At 72.1% G+C, this 21,510-nt stretch carries 23 protein-coding genes; 12 read left to right on the top strand and 11 right to left on the bottom strand.

Annotated features, from left to right (window positions below; translation table 11 throughout):
• Positions 1–227: 227 nt before the first annotated feature.
• Together ACYVLJ_RS32565 and ACYVLJ_RS32560 are read right to left on the bottom strand one after the other, a co-directional pair.
• Positions 228–2,207 (bottom strand): SDR family oxidoreductase, encoded by a 1,980-nt coding sequence (locus ACYVLJ_RS32565; protein WP_460441548.1) that lies wholly within the window; start codon positions 2,205–2,207, stop codon positions 228–230.
• A gap of 88 nt (positions 2,208–2,295) precedes the next feature.
• A complete protein-coding gene (locus tag ACYVLJ_RS32560; RefSeq protein ID WP_451974876.1) occupies positions 2,296–2,499 on the bottom strand; it encodes a hypothetical protein in 204 nt (67 codons plus the stop codon).
• Between the two features lie 205 nt (positions 2,500–2,704).
• Between ACYVLJ_RS32560 and ACYVLJ_RS32555 the strand changes: the two genes are divergently transcribed.
• Positions 2,705–3,928 carry an NAD(P)/FAD-dependent oxidoreductase gene (locus ACYVLJ_RS32555; protein ID WP_460441547.1) on the top strand — a complete coding sequence of 408 codons (1,224 nt, stop codon included), beginning with the start codon at positions 2,705–2,707 and terminating at the stop codon, positions 3,926–3,928.
• Here the strand turns inward: ACYVLJ_RS32555 and ACYVLJ_RS32550 are convergent.
• Positions 3,897–5,114: a multidrug effflux MFS transporter gene (locus ACYVLJ_RS32550; protein WP_460441546.1), complete on the bottom strand. Its 1,218-nt coding sequence runs from the start codon at positions 5,112–5,114 to the stop codon at positions 3,897–3,899. The genes ACYVLJ_RS32555 and ACYVLJ_RS32550 overlap by 32 nt on opposite strands.
• A gap of 203 nt (positions 5,115–5,317) precedes the next feature.
• On the opposite strand from ACYVLJ_RS32550, the gene ACYVLJ_RS32545 reads away from it, so the two are divergent.
• The 6 genes from ACYVLJ_RS32545 to ACYVLJ_RS32520 are packed head-to-tail and all read left to right on the top strand — an operon-like array spanning position 5,318 to position 11,822.
• Complete coding sequence (locus ACYVLJ_RS32545; protein WP_460441545.1) at positions 5,318–6,169, top strand: fumarylacetoacetate hydrolase family protein; 852 nt, start codon at positions 5,318–5,320, stop codon at positions 6,167–6,169.
• 2 nt (positions 6,170–6,171) lie between these two features.
• On the top strand, positions 6,172–7,476 hold the full coding sequence (locus ACYVLJ_RS32540) for an enolase C-terminal domain-like protein (RefSeq protein ID WP_460441544.1): 1,305 nt from the start codon (positions 6,172–6,174) through the stop codon (positions 7,474–7,476).
• Positions 7,469–8,215: an SDR family NAD(P)-dependent oxidoreductase gene (locus ACYVLJ_RS32535; protein ID WP_460441543.1), complete on the top strand. Its 747-nt coding sequence runs from the start codon at positions 7,469–7,471 to the stop codon at positions 8,213–8,215. The genes ACYVLJ_RS32540 and ACYVLJ_RS32535 overlap by 8 nt, the downstream gene beginning before the upstream one ends.
• A 36-nt stretch (positions 8,216–8,251) precedes the next feature.
• On the top strand, positions 8,252–9,292 hold the full coding sequence (locus ACYVLJ_RS32530) for a sugar ABC transporter substrate-binding protein (protein ID WP_451974865.1): 1,041 nt from the start codon (positions 8,252–8,254) through the stop codon (positions 9,290–9,292).
• A complete protein-coding gene (locus ACYVLJ_RS32525) occupies positions 9,289–10,812 on the top strand; it encodes a sugar ABC transporter ATP-binding protein (RefSeq protein WP_460441542.1) in 1,524 nt (507 codons plus the stop codon). The genes ACYVLJ_RS32530 and ACYVLJ_RS32525 overlap by 4 nt, the downstream gene beginning before the upstream one ends.
• A complete protein-coding gene (locus ACYVLJ_RS32520) occupies positions 10,809–11,822 on the top strand; it encodes an ABC transporter permease (protein WP_460441541.1) in 1,014 nt (337 codons plus the stop codon). Before ACYVLJ_RS32525 ends, ACYVLJ_RS32520 begins: the two co-directional genes overlap by 4 nt.
• A 28-nt stretch (positions 11,823–11,850) precedes the next feature.
• On the opposite strand, the gene ACYVLJ_RS32515 is transcribed toward ACYVLJ_RS32520, so the two are convergent.
• The gene (locus ACYVLJ_RS32515) at positions 11,851–12,573 is read right to left on the bottom strand and encodes a FadR/GntR family transcriptional regulator (RefSeq protein ID WP_451974859.1); all 723 of its coding nucleotides are present in this window, start codon (positions 12,571–12,573) and stop codon (positions 11,851–11,853) included.
• An 80-nt stretch (positions 12,574–12,653) separates the two neighbouring features.
• On the opposite strand from ACYVLJ_RS32515, the gene ACYVLJ_RS32510 reads away from it, so the two are divergent.
• From ACYVLJ_RS32510 to ACYVLJ_RS32500, 3 genes are read left to right on the top strand one after another with little or no spacing between them, the layout of a single operon-like run.
• Positions 12,654–12,992, top strand: a complete 339-nt coding sequence (locus ACYVLJ_RS32510) for an L-rhamnose mutarotase (protein WP_460441540.1) — start codon at positions 12,654–12,656, stop codon at positions 12,990–12,992.
• Between the two features lie 5 nt (positions 12,993–12,997).
• On the top strand, positions 12,998–13,966 hold the full coding sequence (locus ACYVLJ_RS32505) for an aldo/keto reductase (protein ID WP_460441539.1): 969 nt from the start codon (positions 12,998–13,000) through the stop codon (positions 13,964–13,966).
• Positions 13,963–14,814: an amidohydrolase family protein gene (locus tag ACYVLJ_RS32500; RefSeq protein ID WP_460441538.1), complete on the top strand. Its 852-nt coding sequence runs from the start codon at positions 13,963–13,965 to the stop codon at positions 14,812–14,814. The genes ACYVLJ_RS32505 and ACYVLJ_RS32500 overlap by 4 nt, the downstream gene beginning before the upstream one ends.
• 31 nt (positions 14,815–14,845) lie before the next feature.
• On the opposite strand, the gene shbA is transcribed toward ACYVLJ_RS32500, so the two are convergent.
• From shbA to ACYVLJ_RS32480, 4 genes are all read right to left on the bottom strand, one after another.
• Positions 14,846–15,502 (bottom strand): RNA polymerase sigma factor ShbA, encoded by a 657-nt coding sequence (shbA, locus tag ACYVLJ_RS32495; RefSeq protein WP_451974851.1) that lies wholly within the window; start codon positions 15,500–15,502, stop codon positions 14,846–14,848.
• 253 nt (positions 15,503–15,755) lie between these two features.
• Entirely contained in the window at positions 15,756–16,052 is a 297-nt protein-coding gene (locus tag ACYVLJ_RS32490) for a DUF202 domain-containing protein (RefSeq protein ID WP_460441537.1), read from the bottom strand.
• A gap of 556 nt (positions 16,053–16,608) precedes the next feature.
• Positions 16,609–16,962: a YidH family protein gene (locus tag ACYVLJ_RS32485; RefSeq protein ID WP_451974847.1), complete on the bottom strand. Its 354-nt coding sequence runs from the start codon at positions 16,960–16,962 to the stop codon at positions 16,609–16,611.
• An 11-nt stretch (positions 16,963–16,973) separates the two neighbouring features.
• On the bottom strand, positions 16,974–17,444 hold the full coding sequence (locus tag ACYVLJ_RS32480) for a GtrA family protein (protein ID WP_451974845.1): 471 nt from the start codon (positions 17,442–17,444) through the stop codon (positions 16,974–16,976).
• A gap of 153 nt (positions 17,445–17,597) precedes the next feature.
• Here ACYVLJ_RS32480 and ACYVLJ_RS32475 point away from each other — a divergent pair, with 153 nt between their 5' ends.
• The gene (locus ACYVLJ_RS32475) at positions 17,598–18,008 is read left to right on the top strand and encodes a hypothetical protein (protein WP_451974843.1); all 411 of its coding nucleotides are present in this window, start codon (positions 17,598–17,600) and stop codon (positions 18,006–18,008) included.
• A gap of 83 nt (positions 18,009–18,091) precedes the next feature.
• Positions 18,092–18,388 (top strand): iron-sulfur cluster biosynthesis family protein, encoded by a 297-nt coding sequence (locus ACYVLJ_RS32470; RefSeq protein WP_451974841.1) that lies wholly within the window; start codon positions 18,092–18,094, stop codon positions 18,386–18,388.
• Between the two features lie 56 nt (positions 18,389–18,444).
• Here the strand turns inward: ACYVLJ_RS32470 and ACYVLJ_RS32465 are convergent, their stop codons facing one another.
• From ACYVLJ_RS32465 to ACYVLJ_RS32455, 3 genes are read right to left on the bottom strand one after another with little or no spacing between them, the layout of a single operon-like run.
• Positions 18,445–19,566, bottom strand: a complete 1,122-nt coding sequence (locus tag ACYVLJ_RS32465) for a glycerate kinase (RefSeq protein WP_460441536.1) — start codon at positions 19,564–19,566, stop codon at positions 18,445–18,447.
• Entirely contained in the window at positions 19,563–20,501 is a 939-nt protein-coding gene (locus ACYVLJ_RS32460; RefSeq protein ID WP_460441535.1) for a 2-hydroxyacid dehydrogenase, read from the bottom strand. The genes ACYVLJ_RS32465 and ACYVLJ_RS32460 overlap by 4 nt, the downstream gene beginning before the upstream one ends.
• Positions 20,502–20,531: 30 nt before the next feature.
• Positions 20,532–21,419 carry an SGNH/GDSL hydrolase family protein gene (locus ACYVLJ_RS32455; protein WP_460441534.1) on the bottom strand — a complete coding sequence of 296 codons (888 nt, stop codon included), beginning with the start codon at positions 21,417–21,419 and terminating at the stop codon, positions 20,532–20,534.
• Between the last annotated feature and the right edge of the window lie 91 nt (positions 21,420–21,510).

Genomic DNA, 21,510 nt, shown 5'->3' with positions numbered 1-21,510 from the left:
AGCGGCCGTGGCCGTCACCGGCATGAACCCCACCACCCGGCCGCGGCAGCGCCGGCTACCTGGCGGTGCCGATGGCGGCCGGCTCGTCGGCGTCGGCGGTTCGTTCCCCAGCGTGGTTGACGGACATTGCGAACTCCCCAGTTCACGCCCGCACCGGTGTGCGGGACTTGCGCGAGGGTAGAAGTACCGTCGTCGTGAAGCCAGCGTTCGGGCGGGATTCGCGGGGATCAAGCACGACGGCGCCAAATCAGGCGGGTCACCGCCGACGCGACGGACGCGGACGCGGGCCGGCGGGGCAGGGCGCGGGCCTCCGGCGCGGACTCCCGCATCGCGCGGTACGCGAGGTGCGCGGTGAACCGGGCGAGCTTCGGCGCGGCGAGCGTCGCCAGCTCGGCGGCCCGGCCTTCGGGCAGGCTGAGGATCTCCGGACGCTCTTCCAGGGCCTTCACCACGAGCGCGGCCGCGCGTTCGGGGCTGCTCGACGGGATGCCGCGGTAGCCGGTCGGCGCGATCATCGGTGTCCGCACCAGCGGCATCCGCACGGACGTGAACGTGATCCCGTCCGAGAGCGTCTCGCGCCCGGCCGTCAGCCCGAACTCCTCCAGCGCCGCCTTCGACGCCAGGTACGCGGAGAAGCGCGGGGTGTCGGTCTGCAGGCCCTGGGTCGTCACGTTGACGACGTGCCCGAACCGCCGCTGGGCCATCGACGGCAGGAAGCCGAGGATCAGCCGCACCGGGCCGAAGTAGTTGATGGCCATCGTGCGCTCGTAGTCGTGGAAGCGTTCCGTGGACAGCGCGACCGAGCGCCGGATCGACCGGCCCGCGTTGTTCACCAGCATGTCCACCGCGCCGTGCTCGCCCAGGACGTCCTTGACCAGCGCGTCGACGGCGTCGCCGTCGGTGAGGTCGCACGGGTACGCCGCCGCGACGCCGCCGGCCGCGGTGATCTCGTCGCGCACCTCGTCGAGTTCCGACGCGCGGCGCGCCACGAGGACCACCTTCGCGCCCTTGCGGGCCACGGCGAGCGCCGTCGCCCGGCCGATCCCGGACGACGCGCCGGTGACCAGCACCGTCCGCCCGGCCAGGCCGTGCCCGCGGCGCGCGCGGTCGGGGTCGAGGTGGGCCTGCCAGTACCGGTAGAGCGGCGCCGCGTAGTCCCGCAGCTCGGGCAGTTCGACGCCGCTGCCGAACAACGCCGTCGTGGTGCGCGCGGTGTCGAAGACGACGTCCATCGTCAGGTGCGGCAGCACTTCGAGGGGGATGCCCAGCTCTTCCAGGACGGCGGCGCGGGCGGCCCGCCCGCCGGGCACGCGGTCGACGCCGGACGCCGCCGCGTGCGCGAGCCGGGTGCCGGCGCGCCGCACCACGCCGGACGGCCGCGCCGGCAGCACGGCCCGGATCACCGGCCCGCCCGCGGCGCGCGCGAAGGCGTTGTAGACGGAGTTGAGCGGCTGCGGCCGCGCGGCGGCCAGGTGGTAGGTCGCCCCGGACGGCGCGTCCCGGTGCATCAGGTGGTCCATCGCCTCGACGACGTAGTCGACCGGCACCAGGTTCGTCGCGCCGAGGCCGGGCGCGGCGAGCGGCAGCCGCGCGGGCAACGCGGAAAGCCGGGAGATCGCGGGGAGGAAGTAGTACGGGCCGTCGACCTTGTCCATCTCGCCCGTGCGCGAGTCGCCGACGACGGCCGAAGGCCGGTAGACGCGGAAGGGCAGCGACTGCTCGCGGACGAGCTTCTCGGCCTGGAACTTCGTCGCGTGGTACGGCGAAGGGAAGTGCTGCCCGAGGTCGAAGTCGGCCTCGGTGAACCGGCCGGCGTGGTCGCCCGCGACGGCGATCGAGGACACGTGGTGCACCAGCCCCGCCCCGGCCGCGGCGGCGAAGGCGAGCAGGTGCCGGGTGCCCTCGACGTTGGCACGCCGGTTGGCCTCTTCGCCGGCCGTGAGGTCGTAGATCGCGCCGAGGTGGACGACGTGGTCGAGGTGCGGCAACCCGGCGGGGTCGACGCCGAGCCGCGGTTCGGTGAGGTCGCCGACCACCGGGTGCAGCTTGTCCGCGCCCGGCCAGTCCTGGGCCGGCGTGGCCAGGCGCTCGCGGGAGGTTTCGCGGACCAGCGCGTACACGGCGGACGTCTCCGGCCGCCGCAGCAGGCGCGCGACCAGGCGCTTCCCGATGAAGCCCGTCGCGCCCGTCACGAAGTAGGTCGTCATGGCCGGTCCCTTCCGTCGTGGGCCGACTCTAACCTACTGGAAAGTAGGAACGGTAGTTGTCAGTGTTGTCCGGGGGTCGGACCCCCGGTCAGGTTTCGGCCTTGTCGTCCGCCGTCGCCACGACGGCGTCGCGCAACGCCGCTCGCAGCCGCCCGACGTCGAGCGGGCCCAAGACGGCCGCCTCGCCCGGCGGCGCGACGAGCACCACCTTGTCCTGGCTGACGAACACCGTCACGTCCCTGCGCCTGCCGGCCAGATCCCGGCAGCCGATCGACCACTCGCCCCGACTCATGGTCGCCGCCCTCCGATTTCTCCTCGTGGTCCTGCTCCGTGCGGGGATGGGAGGGCGCCGCCCCGGGGCTATGACGCCGGTTCACCCGATCTGCCTACTCGCGGGTTTTCTCTTGCGCTTCGCGGATTTCCGGCGTATCCCCCGGTCGTGGCCGGGCTCGTTCGGGAGTACCGTCCGCCCCACGAACCGTCGTGGGAGGTCTGGGATGTCGGAGCCGCGGAAGATCGTCATCGTCGGGGCGGGCCTGGGCGGCGCGTCCGCCGCGGCCGCGTTGCGCGAGCGCGGCTATCCGGGCGAAGTGCTGCTGATGGGCTCGGACCCGCACCGGCCGTACGAGCTGCCGCCGCTGTCGAAGGGCGTCCTGCTGGGCACCACCGACGAACCCGACTGGGTGCACGAAGAGAAGTTCTACGCCGAGAAGGACATCCGGTTCACCCCCGGCGTCACCGCGACCCGGATCGAACTGGGCGCCCGCCTGGTCCTCGACGACGCGGGCGGCGAGCACCGCTACGACCGCCTCGTCCTGGCGACCGGCTCCCGGCCGCGGTCGATCCCGGTGCCCGGCGGCGACCTGCCCGGCCTGTACACGCTTCGCAGCCTCGACGACTCCCTCAAGCTGCGCTCGGCCTTCGCCGAGGCGGAACGCGTGGTGATCGTCGGCGCCGGCTGGATCGGCTCCGAAGCCGCCGCGGCGGCCCGCGTGCACAACGCCGACGTGACGGTCGTCGACCCGGTTGCGGTGCCGCTGGCCACGGTCATCGGCGAGACGGTCGGCGGGGTGTTCCGGGACCTGCACACGGAAAAGGGCGTCCACTGGCGCCTGGGTGAGCAGGTCACGGAGATCACGGGCGGCCCGGACGGCGTCCGCGGCGTCCGGCTCGGCAGCGGCGACGAGCTCACGGCAGACGTGGTCCTGATCGCGGTCGGCGCGGCCCCGCGGGTCGAGCTCGCGCACGCGGCGGGCCTGGAGCTGTCCGACGACGGCGGCGTCTGCGTGGACGCGGGCCTGCGCACGGCGGCCCCGGACGTCTACGCGGTCGGCGACATCGCGGCCCACTTCCACCCGCGCTACGGCCACCGCATCCGCGTGGAGCACTGGTCGAACGCGAAGGAGCAGGGCACGCACGTGGCGCAGAACCTGCTGGGGGAGAACGAGCCGTTCCTCGCCTCGCCGTACTTCTTCACCGACCAGTACGACCTCGGCTGCGAGTACCGAGGCCTGGCCGACCCGGCGACGGACGAGCTGGTGGTCCGCGGCGACCTGGGGTCGCGCGAGTTCACGGCGTTCTGGCTGCGTGACGGCGAAGTGGCGGCGGCGATGAACGTCAACACGTGGGACGACGGCGATGCCTTGTCGGCACTGGTGGACGGCCGCGCGAAGGTGACGGCGGACCAGCTCAAGAACGCGGATCTGGCGTCGCTGGCCTAGCCAGGACGAGGAACGCCACCAGCGCCAGGACCGCGAACCCGGCCATGGTCGCGGCCATCGGCACGGCCGTTCCCGGGCCGCCGAGGCCGACCAGCGGGGTCGCGACCGCGCCCACGACGAACTGCAGCACGCCCAGCAACGCCGACGCGGCCCCGGCCGAGCGGGCGTGCTCCGCCAGAGCGAGCGAACTCGCGTTCGGCATGACCAGCCCGATGCTCGACACCAGCAGGAACAACGACACCAGAAGGAAAGCCAGCGGCGCCCGGGTCAGCGCGGCGGTCAGGACCGCGGCGCCGCCGAGCACGCCCAGCGAAAGCCCCCAAGCCAGCAGCACGCGCTCGCGGACCCGGCCTACCAGCCGTCCGTTGAGCTGGCCCGCCAGCACGATCCCGACGCCGTTGGCCCCGAACACGACGCTGTACGCCTGCGGGCTGAGCCCGTACACGCCCTGCAACGCGAACGAAGAACCCGAGATGTAGGCGAACATCGACGCGAACAGCAGCCCGGCCGACAGCGCGTACCCGGCGAACGACCGGTCCCGCGCCAGGCGCCCGTAGGTGCGCATCACCTCACCGAGCCGCGCGGGGGTGCGGACCGCGGACGGCTCGGGCAGGAAGAAGACCACCACGACGAGCAGCAGCGCGCCGAACGCCGTCAGGACCACGAACACCCCGCGCCACGACGTCCAGTTCAGCAGCTGCCCGCCGATCAGCGGGGCCAGGATCGGGGCCAAGCCGCTGACCAGCATCAGCGTCGAGAAGAACTTCGTCATCGCGGTGCCGGAGAACAGGTCCCGGACCGTCGCGCGGGCGATCACGATGCCGGCCGCCGCGCCGACGGACTGGACCAGCCGGGCCGCGACCAGCAGCCACGCGTCCGGGCTCACCGCGCACAGCACCGAGCCTGCGACGTACAGCACCAGGCCGGCCAGCAGCGGGCGGCGACGGCCGAGGGAGTCCGACAGCGGGCCGATGACCAGCTGGCCCAGCGCCAGGCCGACGATGAACGCGCTGAGGGTCAGCTGGACGGTGGCGTCCGCCGCGCGGAGGTCCTCCGCCATCCGCGGCAGCGCGGGCAGGTACATGTCGATCGACAGCGGCCCGAACGCCGTGAGCCCACCCAGGACGAGGACGAACTTCAGCTGCGCCCGTCTGCTCGTCGCGGTACCTTCCGCCGTGGTGGTCATGCGCCTCCTAGTGTCCCTGAACCGACCAGCGACGTCGTGACCTGCGCTATTCCGGCTGTGATCGGTGACACCCCGTGCTCATCTGAGCACTGAACCGGTACTGATCCGATCAATTTTCCGGCCGATTGGGCCACGGCTCTGGATCGAGACTCCCGACTGCGATATACATCGGATGTCTGGTCGGGCGGGTGAAGGGAAAATCCGTGCAGCTTGTGCGCCTCGGGGAGCCGGGAAGTGAGCGTCCGTTCGTGCGTGCCGACGACGGCACGACCTACGAGCTCGGCGGGCTGACCGCCGACATCGACGGCGGTTTCCTCGCCGCGGACGGCATCGCCCGCGCGGCCGCCGCGCTCGCCGCCGGGGACCTGCCCGTCGCCGCCGAAGCCGGACTCCGGGTCGGCCCGCCGATCGCGCAGCCCGGCAAGGTCGTCTGCATCGGCATGAACTACCGCCGCCACGCGGAGGAAACGGGCGCGACGCCGCCCACCGAGCCGGTCGTCTTCATGAAGGCGCCGGACGTCGTGGTCGGCCCCGCCGACGACGTCCTCATCCCGCGCGGCTCGGCCAGCACCGACTGGGAAGTCGAACTCGGCGTCGTCATCGGCAAGACCGCGCGCTACCTCGACAGCGTCGAAGACGCCTTGGACCACGTCGCCGGCTACGTCGTCTCGAACGACGTTTCCGAGCGCGCATTGCAGTTCCGCACCGCGCAGTGGGACAAGGGCAAGTCGTGCGAGAACTTCAACCCTTTGGGGCCGGTGCTCGTCCCCGCGAGCGAGGTGCCCGATCCGCAGGACCTCGGCCTGCGCCTGTGGATCAACGGCGAAAAGAAGCAGGACTCGTCCACCAAGGACATGATCTTTTCCGTGGCCGAGATCATCCACCACCTGAGCCAGGTCATGGTGCTGCGGCCCGGCGACCTGATCAACACCGGCACGCCCGAAGGCGTCGCGCTCGGCCAACCCGACCCGAAGCCGTACCTGCGCGACGGCGACGTCATCGAGCTGGAGATCGACGGGCTGGGCCGCCAGCGGCAGACCGCGAGGCAGGCCTGACCATGGCGAAGATCATCGGCATGGAGGTCCTCGACGTCCGGTTCCCGACGTCGAGGGAGCTCGACGGCTCGGACGCGATGAACCCCGACCCGGACTACTCGGCCGCCTACGTCGTGTTGCACACCGACGGCGGCCCGGACGGCTACGGCCTCGCGTTCACCATCGGCCGCGGCAACGACGTCCAGGCGGCCGCGATCCGCGCGCTCGCCCCGCACGTCGTCGGCCGCGAAGTTCCGGAGGACGCCGCCGCGCTCGGCGACCTGTCCCGCACGCTCGTCGGCGACTCGCAGTTCCGCTGGCTGGGCCCGGAAAAAGGCGTCGCGCACATGGCCGTGGGCGCGATCGTCAACGCCGCCTGGGACCTCGCCGCCCGCCGCGCGAACCTCCCGGTCTGGCGGTTCGCGGCGCGCATGACGCCCGAAGAACTCGTCTCGCTCGTGGACTTCCGGTACCTGTCCGACGCGCTCACCGAAGCCGAGGCCCTGGAGATCCTGCGCGCCGCCGAGCCCGGCCGCGAGGAGCGCGCGAAGCAGCTCGAAGCGCACGGCTACCGCGCCTACAGCACGTCGCCCGGCTGGCTCGGGTACGCGGACGCGAAACTCGTGCGGCTCGCCGAACAGGCCGTCGCCGACGGCTTCGAGATGATCAAGCTCAAGGTCGGCGGGAACCTCGAGGACGACGTCCGGCGGATGAAGCTCGCCCGCGAGACGGTCGGCCAGGACGTCCGGATCGCCGTCGACGCCAACCAGCGCTGGGACGTCCAGGCCGCGGTCACCTGGATGACCGCGCTCGCGCCGTACGACCCGTACTGGATCGAGGAACCGACATCCCCGGACGACGTCCTCGGGCACGCCGCCATCGCGAAAGCGCTTGCGCCGATCCGGGTCGCCACCGGCGAGCACGTCCAGAACCGCGTGATCTTCAAGCAGCTACTGCAGGCGAACGCGATTTCCGTGCTGCAGCTCGACGCCGCCCGCGTCGGCGGGTTCACCGAGAACCTGGCGATCCTGTTGCTGGCGGCCAAGTTCGGCGTGCCGGTGTGCCCGCACGCCGGTGGCGTCGGGCTCTGCGAGCTCGTCCGGCACCTCTCGATGTTCGACTTCGTGGCGGTCTCCGGCACCGACGCGGACCGGTCCATCGAGTGGGTCGACCACCTGCACGAGCACTTCACCGACCCGGCCGTCGTCGAGCGCGGCCGCTACCTCGCCCCGACCGCACCCGGGTTCTCCGCGCGCATGCACGACGCGACGCTGCGCCGGTTCCGCTTCCCGGACGGTCCCGAGTGGACGGAGACCGCAAGTGAGTGAATTCGAGGGCCTGGTGGCCGCCGTCACCGGAGGCGCCTCGGGTATCGGCAAGGCCGTCGCGGACCTGCTGGCCGAACGCGGCGCGCAGGTGGCGGTGCTGGACCTGAAGCCGGGCGACGACGGCATCCGCTGCGACGTCTCGTCGGACGACGAGGTCCGGTCGGCGATCGACGCCGTCGTGGAGCGCTTCGGGCGCCTCGACATCCTGGTGAACAACGCCGGGATCGGCGCGCAGGGCGACGTCACGGCCAACGACGACGACGAGTGGCACCGCGTGTTCGACGTCAACGTCGTCGGCATGGTCCGGCTCGCCCGGGCCGCGCTGCCGCACCTGAAGAACTCGCCGTCCGCGGCGATCGTCAACACCTGCTCCATCGCGGCCTGGGCCGGCCTGCCCAGCCGCGCGCTGTACTCGGCCAGCAAGGGCGCGGTGCTCTCGCTGACCTTGGCCATGGCGACCGACCACCTGCCCGACCGGATCCGCGTCAACTGCGTGTGCCCGGGCACGGCGGACACCCCCTGGGTGGGCCGGCTGCTCGACGCCGCCGACGACCCGGCGGCCGAACGCGCGGCCCTCGCGGCCCGCCAGCCGATGGGCCGGCTGGTCACCGCCGACGAGGTCGCGAACGCGATCGTCTACCTCGCCAGCCCGCTGTCCGCGTCCACCACCGGGACCGCCCTCGCGGTCGACGGTGGCATGTACGGCCTGCGCCCGCGCGGTCCCGTGAACCACGACTAGAAGACTTGATTCCCCGCCGTCATCAAGGAGGATGCTGTGCGCACGAAGGTGATCAAGGTGGCCGCCGTCGCCGCCTGCGGCCTGGTTCTGGCCGCCTGCGGGTCCACTAAGGACAATGCGTCGGCACCCGCGGCGGGCGGTGGCTCCGGCGGCAAGGTCGGGGCCACCCTGCCGCTGCTGACCTCGCCGTTCTGGCAGGCCTACAACAACTACGTGCCGCAGATGGCCAAGCAGGAGGGCGTCGACGTCCTCCCGACGGTCAACGCGGACAGCGACCCGGCGAAGCTGATCACCGACATCGGCACCTTCCTCAACCAGGGCGTCAAGGGCCTGGTCGTGACGCCGCTGGACTCCGCCGCGATCGTCGCCGGGCTCAAGCAGGCCGAGAACAAGGGTGTCCCGGTCGTCGCGGTCGACGTCGCCCCCGAGAGCGGCAAGGTCGCCATGGTCGTGCGCGCCGACAACAAGGCCTACGGCACCAAGGCGTGCGACGCGATCGGCGAGAAGGTCAAGTCCGGCAAGGTCGTGCAGATCATGGGCGACCTCGCGTCGGTCAACGGCCGCGACCGCTCGGAAGCCTTCCGCGACTGCATGAAGCAGAAGTACCCGGGCATCCAGGTGCTGGAGATCCCGGCCGAGTGGAAGGCCGACAAGGCGTCTTCGGGCCTGGACAGCATGCTGACGGCGAACCCGGACATCAAGGGCGTCTACATGCAGGCCGGCGGCGTCTACCTGGCCCCGACCGAGCAGGCCCTCAAGCGCAAGAACCTGTTCTTCCCGGTCGGCGACCCGAAGCACATCGTGCTCGTGTCGAACGACGGCATCCCGCAGGAACTGGCCGCGATCCGCGCCGGCGAGCTGGACGCCACCGTGTCCCAGCCGGCCGACGCGTACGCGAAGTACGGCCTGTACTGGCTGAAGAAGGCCATGGCGGGCGAGACGTTCAAGCCGGGCCCGACCGACCACGACAGCACCATCGTCGAGATCAGCCCCGGCATCCTCGAGGACCAGCTGCCCGCGCCGGTCATCACCAAGGCCAACGTGGACGACAAGGCCCTCTGGGGGAACAACCTGTGACCGCGCTGCCCGCCGGCGAATCCGCCGTCCCGGTGGTCAGCGCCGTAGGTGTCGGCAAGCGCTACGGCCCCACCGTGGCGCTCCACGACGTCAGCCTCACCGTGCACCCGGGCGAGTCACACGCGCTCGTCGGGCGCAACGGGGCCGGCAAGTCGACGCTCGTCTCCATCCTCACCGGCCTGTCCGCCACGGACACCGGGCACGTCGAGTTCGGCGGCGAGCCGGCCCCGCCGCTGTCCAAGCAGGACGACTGGAAGGCGCGCGTGGCCTGCGTGTACCAGCACGCGATGGTCGTCCCGCAGCTCACGGTCGCCGAGAACCTGTTCCTCAACCGGCAGGCGGGCGGCGGGTTCGCCATCGGCTGGAAGTCGTTGCGGCGCAAGGCCCGCGAGCTGCTCGACTCGTGGGACGTCCACGTCGACGTCGAAACGCCCGCGGGGGAGCTGTCGGTCGAGGACCGGCAGTTCGTCGAGATCGCCCGCGCGCTGTCCTACGGCGCGAGGTTCATCGTCCTCGACGAGCCGACCGCGCAGCTGGACAGCCAGGCCATCGAGCGGCTCTTCGAGCGGATGCGCCAGATGCAGGCGGGCGGGGTGACGTTCCTGTTCATCTCGCACCACCTGCACGAGGTGTACGAGGTCTGCCAGGCCGTCACGGTCCTGCGGGACGCGAAGCACGTGCTCACCGCACCGGTGGCCGAGGTCGGTCGCGCGGAACTCGTCGACGCGATGACCGGCGAACCCGGCGGCCTGTCCGTCCGCGACGCCGCCACACGCGAGTCCCTCGAAGCGGACGCCGCGGAAATCCTCTCGGTCGACGGCCTGTCCGGCGACGGCTTCCGCGACGTCTCGTTCCGGCTGCGCCGCGGCGAGGTCGTCGGGCTCGCGGGCAGCAACGCCAGCGGGAAGCACCAGGTCGCCGAGACGGTCTACGGCCTGCGGACACCGTCGGCGGGCACGGTCCGCGTCGACGGCTCGCCGTTGCGGCCGGGCGACATCCCCGCGGCGCTGCGCGCGGGCATCGGCTGCGTGCCGCGCGACCGGCACCACGAGGGTCTCGTGCTGGAGCACTCCATCGCGGACAACACCACGCTGTCCATTTTGGACCGAATGGGCCGCCACGGGATCGCGTCGCCCACCGCCCGGCGCGCGAAGGCGTCGCAGGCTTTGAAGGACTACGACATCGTGGCCGCGAGCGCCGAGCAGCCCGTGTCGGACCTCTCGGGCGGCAACCAGCAGAAAGTGGTGCTGGCGCGGGCCCTGATCGGCGATCCGCGGGTCGTGGTGCTGATCAACCCGACCGCCGGCGTGGACGTGAAGTCGAAGGAGGCGCTGCTCGCGGTCGTCGACCGGGTGCGCGCCGAAGGCAAGGCGGTGCTGATCGTCAGCGACGAGCTCGACGACCTGCGCCTGAGCGACCGGGTCCTGGTGCTGCGCGCCGGGGCCGTGGTCGCCGAACACCAGGCCGGGTGGTCCGACGGCGACCTCGTGGCCGACATCGAAGGAGTCGAGCTTTCGTGACCGACGTGATGACCTCTCCGCAGACGGAGCTGCCCGCCCCACCCCGGCGTCGCAAAGCCGTCTGGCTGCGTGAACTCGCCCTGCTGCCCGCCCTGGTCGTCGTGTTCGTCATCGGCGGCCTGGTCGACGACACGTTCGTCGGCTGGAGCAACATCGTCAGCATCCTGACCGCGTCGGCGGCGCTCTCGCTGGTCGTGCTCGGCGAGTCGCTCGTGCTGATCACCGGGAAGTTCGACCTGTCGCTGGAATCCACGATGGGCCTGGCGCCCGCGCTCGGTGCCATGGTCGTGATCCCGGCGGCGTCGGCGGGCTTCGGCGTCGAACTGCCCGCCGCGGTCGGGCTCCTGGTGATCCCGCTGTGCGGCGCGCTGGTCGGGTTCGTCAACGGCTTCCTGATCGTGAAGCTGAAGCTGAACGCCTTCATCGTCACCCTGGCCATGCTCACCGTGCTGCGGGGCGTGCAGGTCGGCTCGACCAAGGGCAAGACGCTGTTCAACCTGCCGGACTCGTTCACGAACCTCGCGACGACCACGTTCGCCGGGCTGCCGATGTCGGTCTGGCTGGCGGCGGTGCTGTTCGCGGCGGCCGGCTGGGTGCTGCGCTACCACCGCGTCGGCCGGGCGCTGTACGCGATCGGCGGCAACCGCGAAGCCGCGCGGGCGGCGGGTGTGCGCGTCGACCGGATCGCGTGGGCGGTGTTCGTCGTCGCCGGGATCCTCGCCGCGATCGGCGGCCTCGCCTACACGGGTTACGTCGGGGCCTTGGGCGCGAACCAGGGTTCCGGCATGATCCTGCAGGTGTTCGCGGCGGCGGTGATCGGCGGCGTCTCGCTCGACGGCGGCAAGGGCACGCTGGTCGGCGCGCTGACCGGCGTCCTGCTGCTGTCCTCGGTGTCGAGCCTGCTCAACTACGCGCACGTCACGGCGGAGTGGCAGGGCGCGATCTACGGCGCCATCATCCTGGTCGCGCTGATCATCGCCCGGTACGCGGGCGGGAAGCCCCAGACCTGATGGTCAGCCTGTGATCATCGGATCACTGTCAGGAAGCTGCCGCGGCCGGCCCGTCGTCCGCCGTCGGGTCGTCCGCGGTGCCGAGGGCGTTGCGCAGCCACTGCTCGACGCCCGCGACGTGCACGGTCGCCCACGAGCGCGCCAGCTCCGGCTCGCGCGCCGCGATGGCCTCGTAGATCGCCGTGTGCTGCTCCCGCGTCTTCGCGACCGCGCCCTCCTGGGTGAGGCCGCGCCAGATCCGGGCGCGGGCGGTCGGCCCGGAGAGGCTGTCGAGCAGCGAGCAGAGCACGGGGTTGCCGGAGCCGTCGGCGATCTTGCGGTGGAACTGCAGGTCGTTGGCGACCAGCGCCTCGACGGTCGGCGAATCCTCCAGCTCGCCGAGCAGCTGGCCCAGCTCGGTGATGTCGTCGTCGCTCATGTGCAACGCGGCCAGCGCGGTCGCGGCCGGCTCGAGGATCCGCCGCACGGCGAGGAAGTCGAGCACGGTGTCGTCGCGGTGGAAGTCGACCACGAACGTCATCGCGTCGAGCAGCAGGTTCGGCTCGAGGCTGGTGACGTAGGTGCCGTCGCCCTGCCGGACGTCGAGCACCCTGATCAGGCACAACGCCTTCACGGCCTCCCGCAGGGAGCTGCGCGAGAGCCCGAGCCGCTGGGCCAGCTCGGCCTCCTTCGGCAGCCGGTCGCCCGGCGCCAGCTCGCCGGAGATGATCATGTCCTTGATCTTGTCGATCGCGACATCGGTGACGGGCATCGCGTCCGCCCTCCCTGCAACAGACCTCTGATGTTTCGGTGTTCCTCCCCAGCGTGCCATGCCCCGGCCAAGGAGTGGTGATGACCCACCAACGCGAACCACAAAGGGTGGCTCTGCACACCCGGCTCAAGCCCGGCAAGGAAGCCGAGTACGAGACCGTCCACGCCGTCATCCCGCCCGAGCTGGACACGGCGCTGCGCGAAGCCGGCGTCCGCACCTGGCGGATCTGGCGTAACGGTCTCGACCTCTTCCACGTCGTCGAAGTCGACGACTACGCGGCGATGCGGGCGGCGTTGCGGGACCATCCCGCCAACGTCCCGTGGCAGGCCAGGATGGTCGAGCTGCTGGCCGTCGAGGACGACTACTCCGGCGACGACACCGGCATCGGGCTGGTCTGGGAACTGCCGGAAAAGGAGTGACGGCGTTGGAACTCTCCCTGTCCCCGCTGGGTCTCGGCTGCGCGCAGCTGGGCAACCTCTACCACGCGATCAGCGACGAAACCGCGGCCGCGACCGTCCGCCGCGCGTGGGACGAGGGCGTCCGGTACTTCGACACCGCGCCGCACTACGGCCTCGGCCTGTCGGAGACCCGGCTCGGCGCGGCCCTGGGTTCGTTCCCCCGCGACGAGTACGTGCTCTCGACCAAGGTCGGCCGCGTGCTGGAGCCCAACCCCGACGGCGCGGGCGCGCGGGACGACCAGGGCTTCGCGGTCCCGGCCGCGTACAAGCGCCGGTGGGACTTCAGCCGCGACGGCGTCCTGCGGTCCCTCGAGGACAGCCTGACCCGGCTGGGCCTCGACCGCGTCGACATCGTGTACGTCCACGACCCGGACGACCACTTCGAGGACGCCCTGCGCGGCGCCTTCCCGGCGTTGCGCGAGCTGCGCGAGCAGGGCGTGATCGGAGCGTTCGGCGCCGGGATGAACCAGGCGCCGATGCTCGCGGAGTTCGTCCGCCGCACCGACCTCGACGTGCTGCTGGTGGCCGGCCGGTACACGCTGCTCGACCAGCCGGCCCTCGACGAGTTGCTGCCGCTCTGCCTCGACCGCGGCGTCTCGGTGGTGGCCGGCGGCGTGTTCAACGGCGGCATCCTCGCCACGGCCGAACCGGGCCGCGTCTACGACTACGCCGAAGCACCGCCGGAGCTGGTCGAACGGGCCGGGCGCATCGCCGAGGTCTGCGCGCGCCACGGTGTCGAACTGCCGGAAGCCGCGCTGGCCCTGCCCATGGCGCATCCCGCGGTGGCATCGGTCGTCGTCGGCGCGCATGATCCTTCGCAGGTCAGCGTCAACGCCCGGCGGGCGCGGGCGGTGGTGCCACCGGAGCTGTGGACCGAGCTGGTCGACGCGGGACTGCTGCGCGCCGACATCGTGATCGCCGAAGGAGTCTCATGATCGACGCGCACCACCACCTGTGGGACCCGTCGCGGCGCGAGTACCCGTGGATGGCGGGGGAGGCGCTCGACCCGATCCGCCGTCCGTACACCGTGGACGACCTGCGCGCGGTGACCAAGGCGGCCGGCGTCCGCGCGACGATCCTGGTCCAGACGGTGTCGTCCGCCGAGGAGACCGCGGAGTTCCTCGCGACCGCTTCGGCCGAGCCGGTCGTCGCGGGCGTGGTCGGCTGGGTGGACCTCGCGGCACCGGACGTCGCGGACCGGCTGGCCGCGCTGGACGGTCCGCTGGTCGGCATCCGGCACCAGGTGGAGTCCGAGCCGGACGACGACTGGCTGCTGCGCCCGGAGATCGTCGCCGGACTGAGTGCGGTGGCGTCGGCGGGCCTGGCCTGCGACCTGCTGGTGCGCGTCGGCCAGTTGCCCGCGGCGGCCGAGCTGGCCCTGCGTCAGCCCGAGCTGCGCCTGGTGCTGGACCACGCGGCGAAGCCCCCGATCGCGTCGCGGGAGTGGGAGCCGTGGGCGTCGGGGGTGGCCGCGCTGGCGGCGCACGAAAACGTCGTGTGCAAGCTGTCGGGCCTGGTGACCGAAGCGGACTGGTCCGGCTGGGAGGTCGGGCACCTGCGCCGCTACGTCGACCACGTCCTGGACGTGTTCGGCCCGCCGCGGCTGCTGTTCGGCTCGGACTGGCCGGTCTGCGAACTGGCCGCGTCCTACGAGGTGGTCCTGGACGCGGCGATCGCGCTGACCGGCTCGCTGTCCGACGCCGAGCGGCTGGGCGTCTTCGACCACAACGCCCGCCGCGTCTACGGCTTGGATGCGAGCGGGGAAACCTCTTCCAGGGGGTAAAAGAGGTTCCCCCGCCCGCCGCTGGGGTGGCTCAGAACTCTTCGTCGCGGATCATGGCGCGCAGCCGGGTGAGCGCCCGGTGCTGCGTCACGCGCACGTTCCCGGCGGAGATGCCGAGCGCTTCGGCGGTTTCCTGCGCGGAGAAGCCGACCGCGATGCGCAGGGTCAGGATCTCCTGCTGCACCCGCGGCAGGGAGGCGAGCAGCCGGCCCAGGCGGGCGCCGAGGTCGAGGTGCAGGGCGTGCGTCTCGGGCTCGTTGCCGTTGGCGAGCGGGCGCTCCGGGAGCTCGGGGACGGGCTCGGAGCGGTCGCGGGCGACGGCGCGGTAGGCGTCGGCGACCTTGTTGGCCGCGATCGCGTGCACGAGGTAGAGGAAGGAGCCGCCGCGGTCCTGGTAGTCCGGCAGCGCCTTGAGGACCGCGAGGCAGACCTCTTGGGCGACGTCGTCGGCCGACAGGTAGGACAGGTCGCGCCCGCCCATGCGCGCGCGGCAGTAGCGGACCACCACGGGCTCGATCATCTGGAGCAGGTTGTGGATCGCGGCGGGGTTGCCCTCGCCCGCGTCCTTCACCAGAGGGTCGAGGTCCTCCTTCGTCAGGCGTCCGCCCGGCCTCGGAGATGACTCCAGAGTGCGATAATCGCGAACGTCGGAGGCGGGTTCCTCGGTGATCCTCGGCGGTGCTGTCATGGTCGTCTCCCCGGCCGACCCTCGACCGTCGCTGCCGGGGGCTCCACTCTCCGTGACTTTTCGGTTGCAGATACTCCGGGAGAATCCGGCTGACCTGCGCTCCGTGCGACGCTGGGTAATCGTAAGCACCTCATGGCGGATCAGTCCAGATTTCAACGACCAATACCCCATAAGCAGGAGCGACCGTGATGTTCCCGCGACCAGCCCCCGCACATTGCGATTAATCGGTTTCAGGATGTGCCGAGTTCACCCGTCAGTGGAGGATGGCCACGGAAGCGGCAGTCGCGGTCACGGCGAGCGACGCGATCGCGGCCAGCGCGGGGTGCATCGCAGCGGGCCGCCCGGCCCGTAATGCCCGTTCCCGGCGTACGGCCACCGCCGCGAGCAGGGCGGATGTAACGCCGGAGAGCAGAACGGGGACCAGAGTGGTACCCCAGTGCCGCTGGGCGGCGGAGTGCAGGAGCAGCGCGGTGCAGGCGGTGGCGGCGAGCGCGGTCCGCCGCCACGCGAGCCCGGTCCGTTCGGCCTGAGCGCCGGCAGGGGTGGTCACGGAACATTCCGGGGGGCCATGACGGTACTTCTGACGTCGCGATAATCGCGAAGCCGCGGTATTCGAGGGCGGCGGCGAGGCCCGGCGGTGCTGCGCCGAACGGCCTGAACCACGTCCGGGCGAGTGCCGGTGAGCCGTTCGGGTGGGGTAGCGGTGAGTGTCCACGCGTGCGACCCGGGTTGGCGCAGGCGCTGGGCATGGAGGTGCCGAGCGGTGGGCGTGGTCGTGGGCCGGGTGGGGCGAATAATCGCGGAGGCTCGCGAGTCGGGGGCCGGTCGCCTGGGGCGGACCCCGGTGGCGCTGGTGCGGGTCGGTCGGTTGGGTCGAACCCTGGTGGCGAGGGTGCGGGTCGGTCGGTTGGGTCGAACCCTGGTGGCGCTGGTGCGGGTCGGTCGGTTGGGTCGGACCCCGGTGGCGCTGGTGCCGGTCGGTCGCCTGGGTCGGGCCTCGGGGGCGAGGGTGCGGGTCGGTCGGTTGGGTCGGACCCCGATGGCGTTGGTGCCTGCCAGCCGGTCGCGTCCGGGCCTGGCAGCTCGCCCGGCCGCCACCCGGCCGCTCACGACAGCACCAGCAGCACCGCCGCCGCGACGATGAGCAGGAGCAGGCCGGCCGTGAGCACCACGATCATCCAGCTTCGCGGCAGCGGCTCGCCCGCGCGCATCGCGATCTGCACTCGCCGCCACCGTGGGTACGCCGTCGCCGCCAGGACTGCCGCCAGCACCACGCACAGCGCCGCCAGTACCGCGCTGGCCGCCGCCGGGGCGGGCACCAGCTGGTGCACCGCGACGCCGCCCGCCACCAGGCCCAGCGCCGTCCTGAGCCAGGCGAGGAACGTCCGCTCGTTGGCCAGCGTGAAGCGATAATCCGGTTCGGTGCCGCCCGAGTGGGGCGTGATGTCTTCCCGGTCCACGTCCGCAGACGCTAGCGGGCGGGCGCCGGCTCGGCTCGGTGCGCGAACACCCACCAGCGCAGCACCGCGAACCGCACGAAACCGCCGACCAGGCTCGCCAGCAGCAGCGTGCCGGTCTCCTCCCACGACGTCGGCCGCTCGACGACCGCGTCGAGGATCGCCAGCACCGCCGAGCCGTACCCGGCGTAGAAGGCGAACGTCAGCAGGTCCTGCAGGTGCCGCTTGCCCGCGTTGCTGCGCCGCCCGGCGAAGGTGACGCGACGGTGGAACTCGGTGTTCCCGAGCGTCGTGAGCGCGATCGCGACCAGGTTCGCCAGCTGGGCGCCGAGCCGGTCGCGCAGCAGGAGGAACAGGAGGGCCTGGACGCCCGTCGTCACCACGCCGGCCACGACGTACCACGCGGCGTGCGTGCCGAGCTCGTGGTGCCGGTCGGGGTCGGTGGCGAGCAGCCGGTGCCCCGGTGCGCACCTGGTGGTGGCCATGATCAGAACCTACTCTGCGTTCACAAACTTGTGAATATGTTAAACCAGTTGAAGAAATGTGATCCCGGCGACACCGCCCGGGTTTGAGGCCCCCGGCGAGCCGGGTAGGTCACCGACGACGACCTATTGCTGCCTACGCGCCGGGAGAGACCAGTGAGTGACCGTGACGCGGCCGAACCGGAAAGCTTGGCCCCCAGTGAGGCGCTGGACGAGGACGAGCTGCGCGTCGACCCGCTCGAGGCGGGCGTCGAGCCGCCCGAGCGGTGGAGCGCCGCCGACCGCTACGGCACCACGCCCAGCGAGGTCCGCGAAGGCGAGCCGATGGACCAGCGCCTCGCCGAAGAGGTGCCGGACACCGAGCCGGAGCCGGTGCCGGAACGGCCGATCGCCGCGACGCCGGCCGACGAGCTCGACGAGACCGTCGAGGACGCGCCGCCCGACTACGAGCAGGTGTCCCCGGACGACGAGCTGCCGCACCGGCACGCCGACCCGGATCCGGGCGAGCGGGCGGACTTCGCCGGCGGATCGGTGGCCGACGCCATCCGCGAGGCCCGGCAGGGCTGATCCGCTCAGGCTGCACACCCGAACGGACGCCCCTAGCGTGGGTGGCCACAGTGCATCGGACCGCGACGAAGGGAAGGCCGAAGATGCTGACCGTCACCGAAGCCGCCGCCGAGGCGATCACCGCGTTGACCAGCCAGGGCGAAGGCGATGCCGGACTCCGCCTGGCGGTTCAGAACGCCGATGGCGAAAGCGCCCAGCTGGCGCTCTCGGTCGCCCCGGAACCCACCGAGGGCGACCGCGTGCTCGGCAACGAAGAGGGAGGCCCGAAGGTCTTCCTCGAGCCCCAGGCTGCGGCGTTGCTCGACGACAAGGTGCTCGACGTCCAGGAAGACGAGGCCGGCGGGGTGGCTTTCGCCGTCCTGCCGCAGCACACCAGCTGACCGCGGCGGACGGGCCTTTCGCAGTGTCGCGGGAGGTCCGTTCGCGGCGTGCCGCCTCAGCGACCACCCCATTCCCGCACCAGGACCGCCGCGCGCGCCCGCAGCAGTTCCGCGGCGTGCGCCCGCGCGTGGTCGAGCGACGGCGCGTGGTCGATCAGCGCGCTGCTCCCCACCACGCCCAGCCGGTCCAGTCCGGCGGAATCGAGCTGGATCCGGCCCGCCAGCGCGAGCAACGGCACTCGACGCGGCCGCGCTCGCTCGGCGATGCCCGCGGGCGCCTTGCCGTTCAGGCTCTGTTCGTCGAGTGATCCTTCGCCGGTGATGACGAGGTCGGCGCCGTCGAGCGCCCGGTCGACCCCGGTCAGCCCGGCGATGAGGGCGAACCCGGATTCGACGGTCGCGCCGACCGCGATCGCACCTGCGGCGACACCGCCGCCGGCACCCGCGCCCGGCACGCGCGTGACGTCCGGAGCGCCGCCCACCTGCAGCGCGTGCGCCCACCTCGTCAGCGCGTCGTCCAGCACCGCCACTTCCGACGGCCCCGCGCCTTTTTGTGGCCCGAACACCGCCGCCGCGCCGTCCGGGCCCAGCAGCGGGTTCGTGACGTCGGTCGCGACGGCGACGCGCACACCGTTCAGCCGCTCCCGTACCGGCGTCAGCTCGCTTGAAGCGACGCGCGTGAGCGTGCCGCCGCCCAGGCCGACCGGTGCGCCGAACGCGTCCAGCACCCCGGCCCCGAGCGCGCCGAGCATCCCGGCGCCGCCGTCGGTGCTGGCCGTGCCGCCGACCGTGAGCACGAGCCGCGTCGCGCCGTTCGCCAGCGCGTGCCCGAGCAGTTCGCCGACGCCCCAGGTGTGCGCGGCGAGCGCGGTTTCCGGGCTGGGGTCGACGAACTCGATCCCGCACGCGCGCGCCGACTCGACGTAGGCCGTGCCGTCCAGGACCGCGTACCGGGCCTCGACCTGGTCGTCGAGCGGGCCGCGGACGGACAGCCGGACGATCCGCGCGCCCGCCGCTTCGAGGACGTCGAGGGTGCCTTCGCCACCGTCGGCGACCGGGCACGAGACGATTTCGGCGTCCGGCAACGCGTCTCGCACACCGAGTGCGATGGCCTCCGCGGCCTCGACCGCGGTGAGACTGCCCTTGAACTTGTCGGGCGCGATGACGACCCTGGTCACGGTTTCACCTCCGTCAGCGGGGGACGCCCGGCGAGCACCGCCGCGACGTTGCGCGCGGCCAGCACGGCCATCGCGGTGCGGGTTTCGACCGTGGCGGACCCGAGGTGCGGGCTCAGCACGACGTCGTCGCGGCCGAGCAGCCGCGGCTCGACCTCCGGCTCCTTCTCGAACACGTCGAGCGCGGCGCCGGCGATCTCCCCGGCTTCGAGCGCGTCCGCGAGCGCGGCTTCGTCGACGACCGGGCCGCGCGTGGTGTTCACCAGGTAGGCGCCGGGTTTCATGGCCCGCAACGCGGCCGCGTCGATCAGGTGCCGTGTCTCGGGTGTCAGCGGACAGTGCAGGGAGACGACGTCCGAGCGCGCGAGGAGCTCTTCGAACGACACGTGCCCGCCGCCGCGGTTCGTCCGTCCTGAGTAGACGACCTCCATGCCGAACGCCTCGGCCCGCTTCGCCATCGCCCGGCCGATCTGCCCGAGCCCGACGATGCCGAGCGTCTTGCCCTGCAGCCCGGAGCCGAGCAGGAAGCCGAGGTGGAACGACCACGGCGCGCGCGAGCGCAGCAGCCGTTCGCCCTCGCCGATCCGCCGCGTGACGGCGAGCAGCAGGCCGAACGCGAGGTCGGCGGTCGCGTCCGTGAGCACGCCGGGCGTGTTCGTGACGACGACGCCGCGTTCGGCCAGCGCCGGGACGTCGACGTTGTCGTAGCCGACCGCGACGTTCGCCACCACGCGCAGCCCCGGCCCGGCGGCGTCGGCCAGCGCGCCGTCGAGCCGGTCGTGCAGCATGCCGACGACGGCGTCCGCGCCGGCCACGAACTCGTGCAGCTCGGCGGGCGTGAGCGGCCGGTCGGCCGCGGACACCTCGACCTCGCCTGCCTCGGCCAGGACCTTCACCGCGTCGTCGGGAATCCATCGGGTCACCGCGATCTTGGGCACCCCGACAGCCTAGTTCACGGCACCGACAGTTCAGCCGCGCCGAACGGCGTCGAGGACGATCTCCGACTGCGCCGCGGCGCCGGCACCGTTGGGGTGGAAGGGAAACGCCAGCAGCAGCGGGTTGCTCGTGGAAACCGGGATCAGGCCCTCGGCGTAGCGGACGGTGGGCGCCTGGCACGCGTCGTGCCCGACCGTCGGCGTGTACGTGTCGACGAGTTCGACGCCGTTGCCCGCGGCGACGCGCGCGAGCATCGCGTTCATGTGGAGGAACTTCTCCTGCAGGTAGGCGACGTCGCCGTCGGCGATCGGGATGACCGGCCAGCACCCCTTCCCGGAGGCGGGCAGTCCCGCGAGGTAGTTCACGAGCAGGATCCGCGCCCGGGGCGAACGGTCCTCGATCTGCCGCAGCGCGGCCGTCATCTTCGGTTCGGTCGCCGTGATCGCGTTTTCCAGCTGGTCGACGCCGCCCGCGGTGAACTTCGCCTTGCACGTGCTCACCGGCAGGAGGGTGAGGCACTTCGTCACGGCCGAAGCGAGCCCGATGTCGTTGCCGCCGATGCCGACGGTCACCAGGTCCGTGGTGGGCGTGAGCCGGTCGAACTGCGGCGCGTTCGTCCCGCCCAGCGGCAGCTTCTGCGGCTGCGTGAAGTCGGTCGTCGTCGCGCCACCGCAGCTCGCGTCGCGGAAGGTCTCGACGCCGAGCGCGCCGGCCACCTCGTGCGGGTAGTCCGAAGTGGACTGCGCGCAGTCGAGCGGGGTGAACTGCGTGGCGGGCGGCAAGGTGACGAAGACGTCGGCGGTCCAGGAGTCGCCCAGGGCGACGTACTCGCGGTAGCCCGTGCTCGCCGACGCCGGGGCGGCGAAGGCGAGCACGGCGAGCGCGGGCACGACGAGCAGAGCGGACAGGCGCTTGCGCATGCTGCCTCCGTTGGCGAGCGAAGTGAAGGACTTTCACATTCAGCTCACGGCCGGTGAAAAGTCAATGCGGCTCACCCGCCCCGGTCACGCC

This window comes from Amycolatopsis stemonae (assembly GCF_054781455.1).
Note: the sequence above shows the minus strand (reverse complement) of the source record. Positions and strands in the feature narration are given on the sequence as shown.

Bases quoted from the DNA above. Each gene is read 5' to 3' on its own strand.
- ACYVLJ_RS32565 (WP_460441548.1), bottom strand. From the start codon at position 2,207: ATGACGACCTACTTCGTGACGGGCGCGACGGGCTTCATCGGGAAGCGC.
- ACYVLJ_RS32560 (WP_451974876.1), bottom strand. From the start codon at position 2,499: ATGAGTCGGGGCGAGTGGTCGATCGGCTGCCGGGATCTGGCCGGCAGG.
- ACYVLJ_RS32555 (WP_460441547.1), top strand. From the start codon at position 2,705: ATGTCGGAGCCGCGGAAGATCGTCATCGTCGGGGCGGGCCTGGGCGGC.
- ACYVLJ_RS32550 (WP_460441546.1), bottom strand. From the start codon at position 5,114: ATGACCACCACGGCGGAAGGTACCGCGACGAGCAGACGGGCGCAGCTG.
- ACYVLJ_RS32540 (WP_460441544.1), top strand. From the start codon at position 6,172: ATGGCGAAGATCATCGGCATGGAGGTCCTCGACGTCCGGTTCCCGACG.
- ACYVLJ_RS32515 (WP_451974859.1), bottom strand. From the start codon at position 12,573: ATGCCCGTCACCGATGTCGCGATCGACAAGATCAAGGACATGATCATC.
- ACYVLJ_RS32510 (WP_460441540.1), top strand. From the start codon at position 12,654: ATGACCCACCAACGCGAACCACAAAGGGTGGCTCTGCACACCCGGCTC.
- ACYVLJ_RS32500 (WP_460441538.1), top strand. From the start codon at position 13,963: ATGATCGACGCGCACCACCACCTGTGGGACCCGTCGCGGCGCGAGTAC.
- shbA (WP_451974851.1), bottom strand. From the start codon at position 15,502: ATGACAGCACCGCCGAGGATCACCGAGGAACCCGCCTCCGACGTTCGC.
- ACYVLJ_RS32480 (WP_451974845.1), bottom strand. From the start codon at position 17,444: ATGGCCACCACCAGGTGCGCACCGGGGCACCGGCTGCTCGCCACCGAC.
- ACYVLJ_RS32470 (WP_451974841.1), top strand. From the start codon at position 18,092: ATGCTGACCGTCACCGAAGCCGCCGCCGAGGCGATCACCGCGTTGACC.
- ACYVLJ_RS32455 (WP_460441534.1), bottom strand. From the start codon at position 21,419: ATGCGCAAGCGCCTGTCCGCTCTGCTCGTCGTGCCCGCGCTCGCCGTG.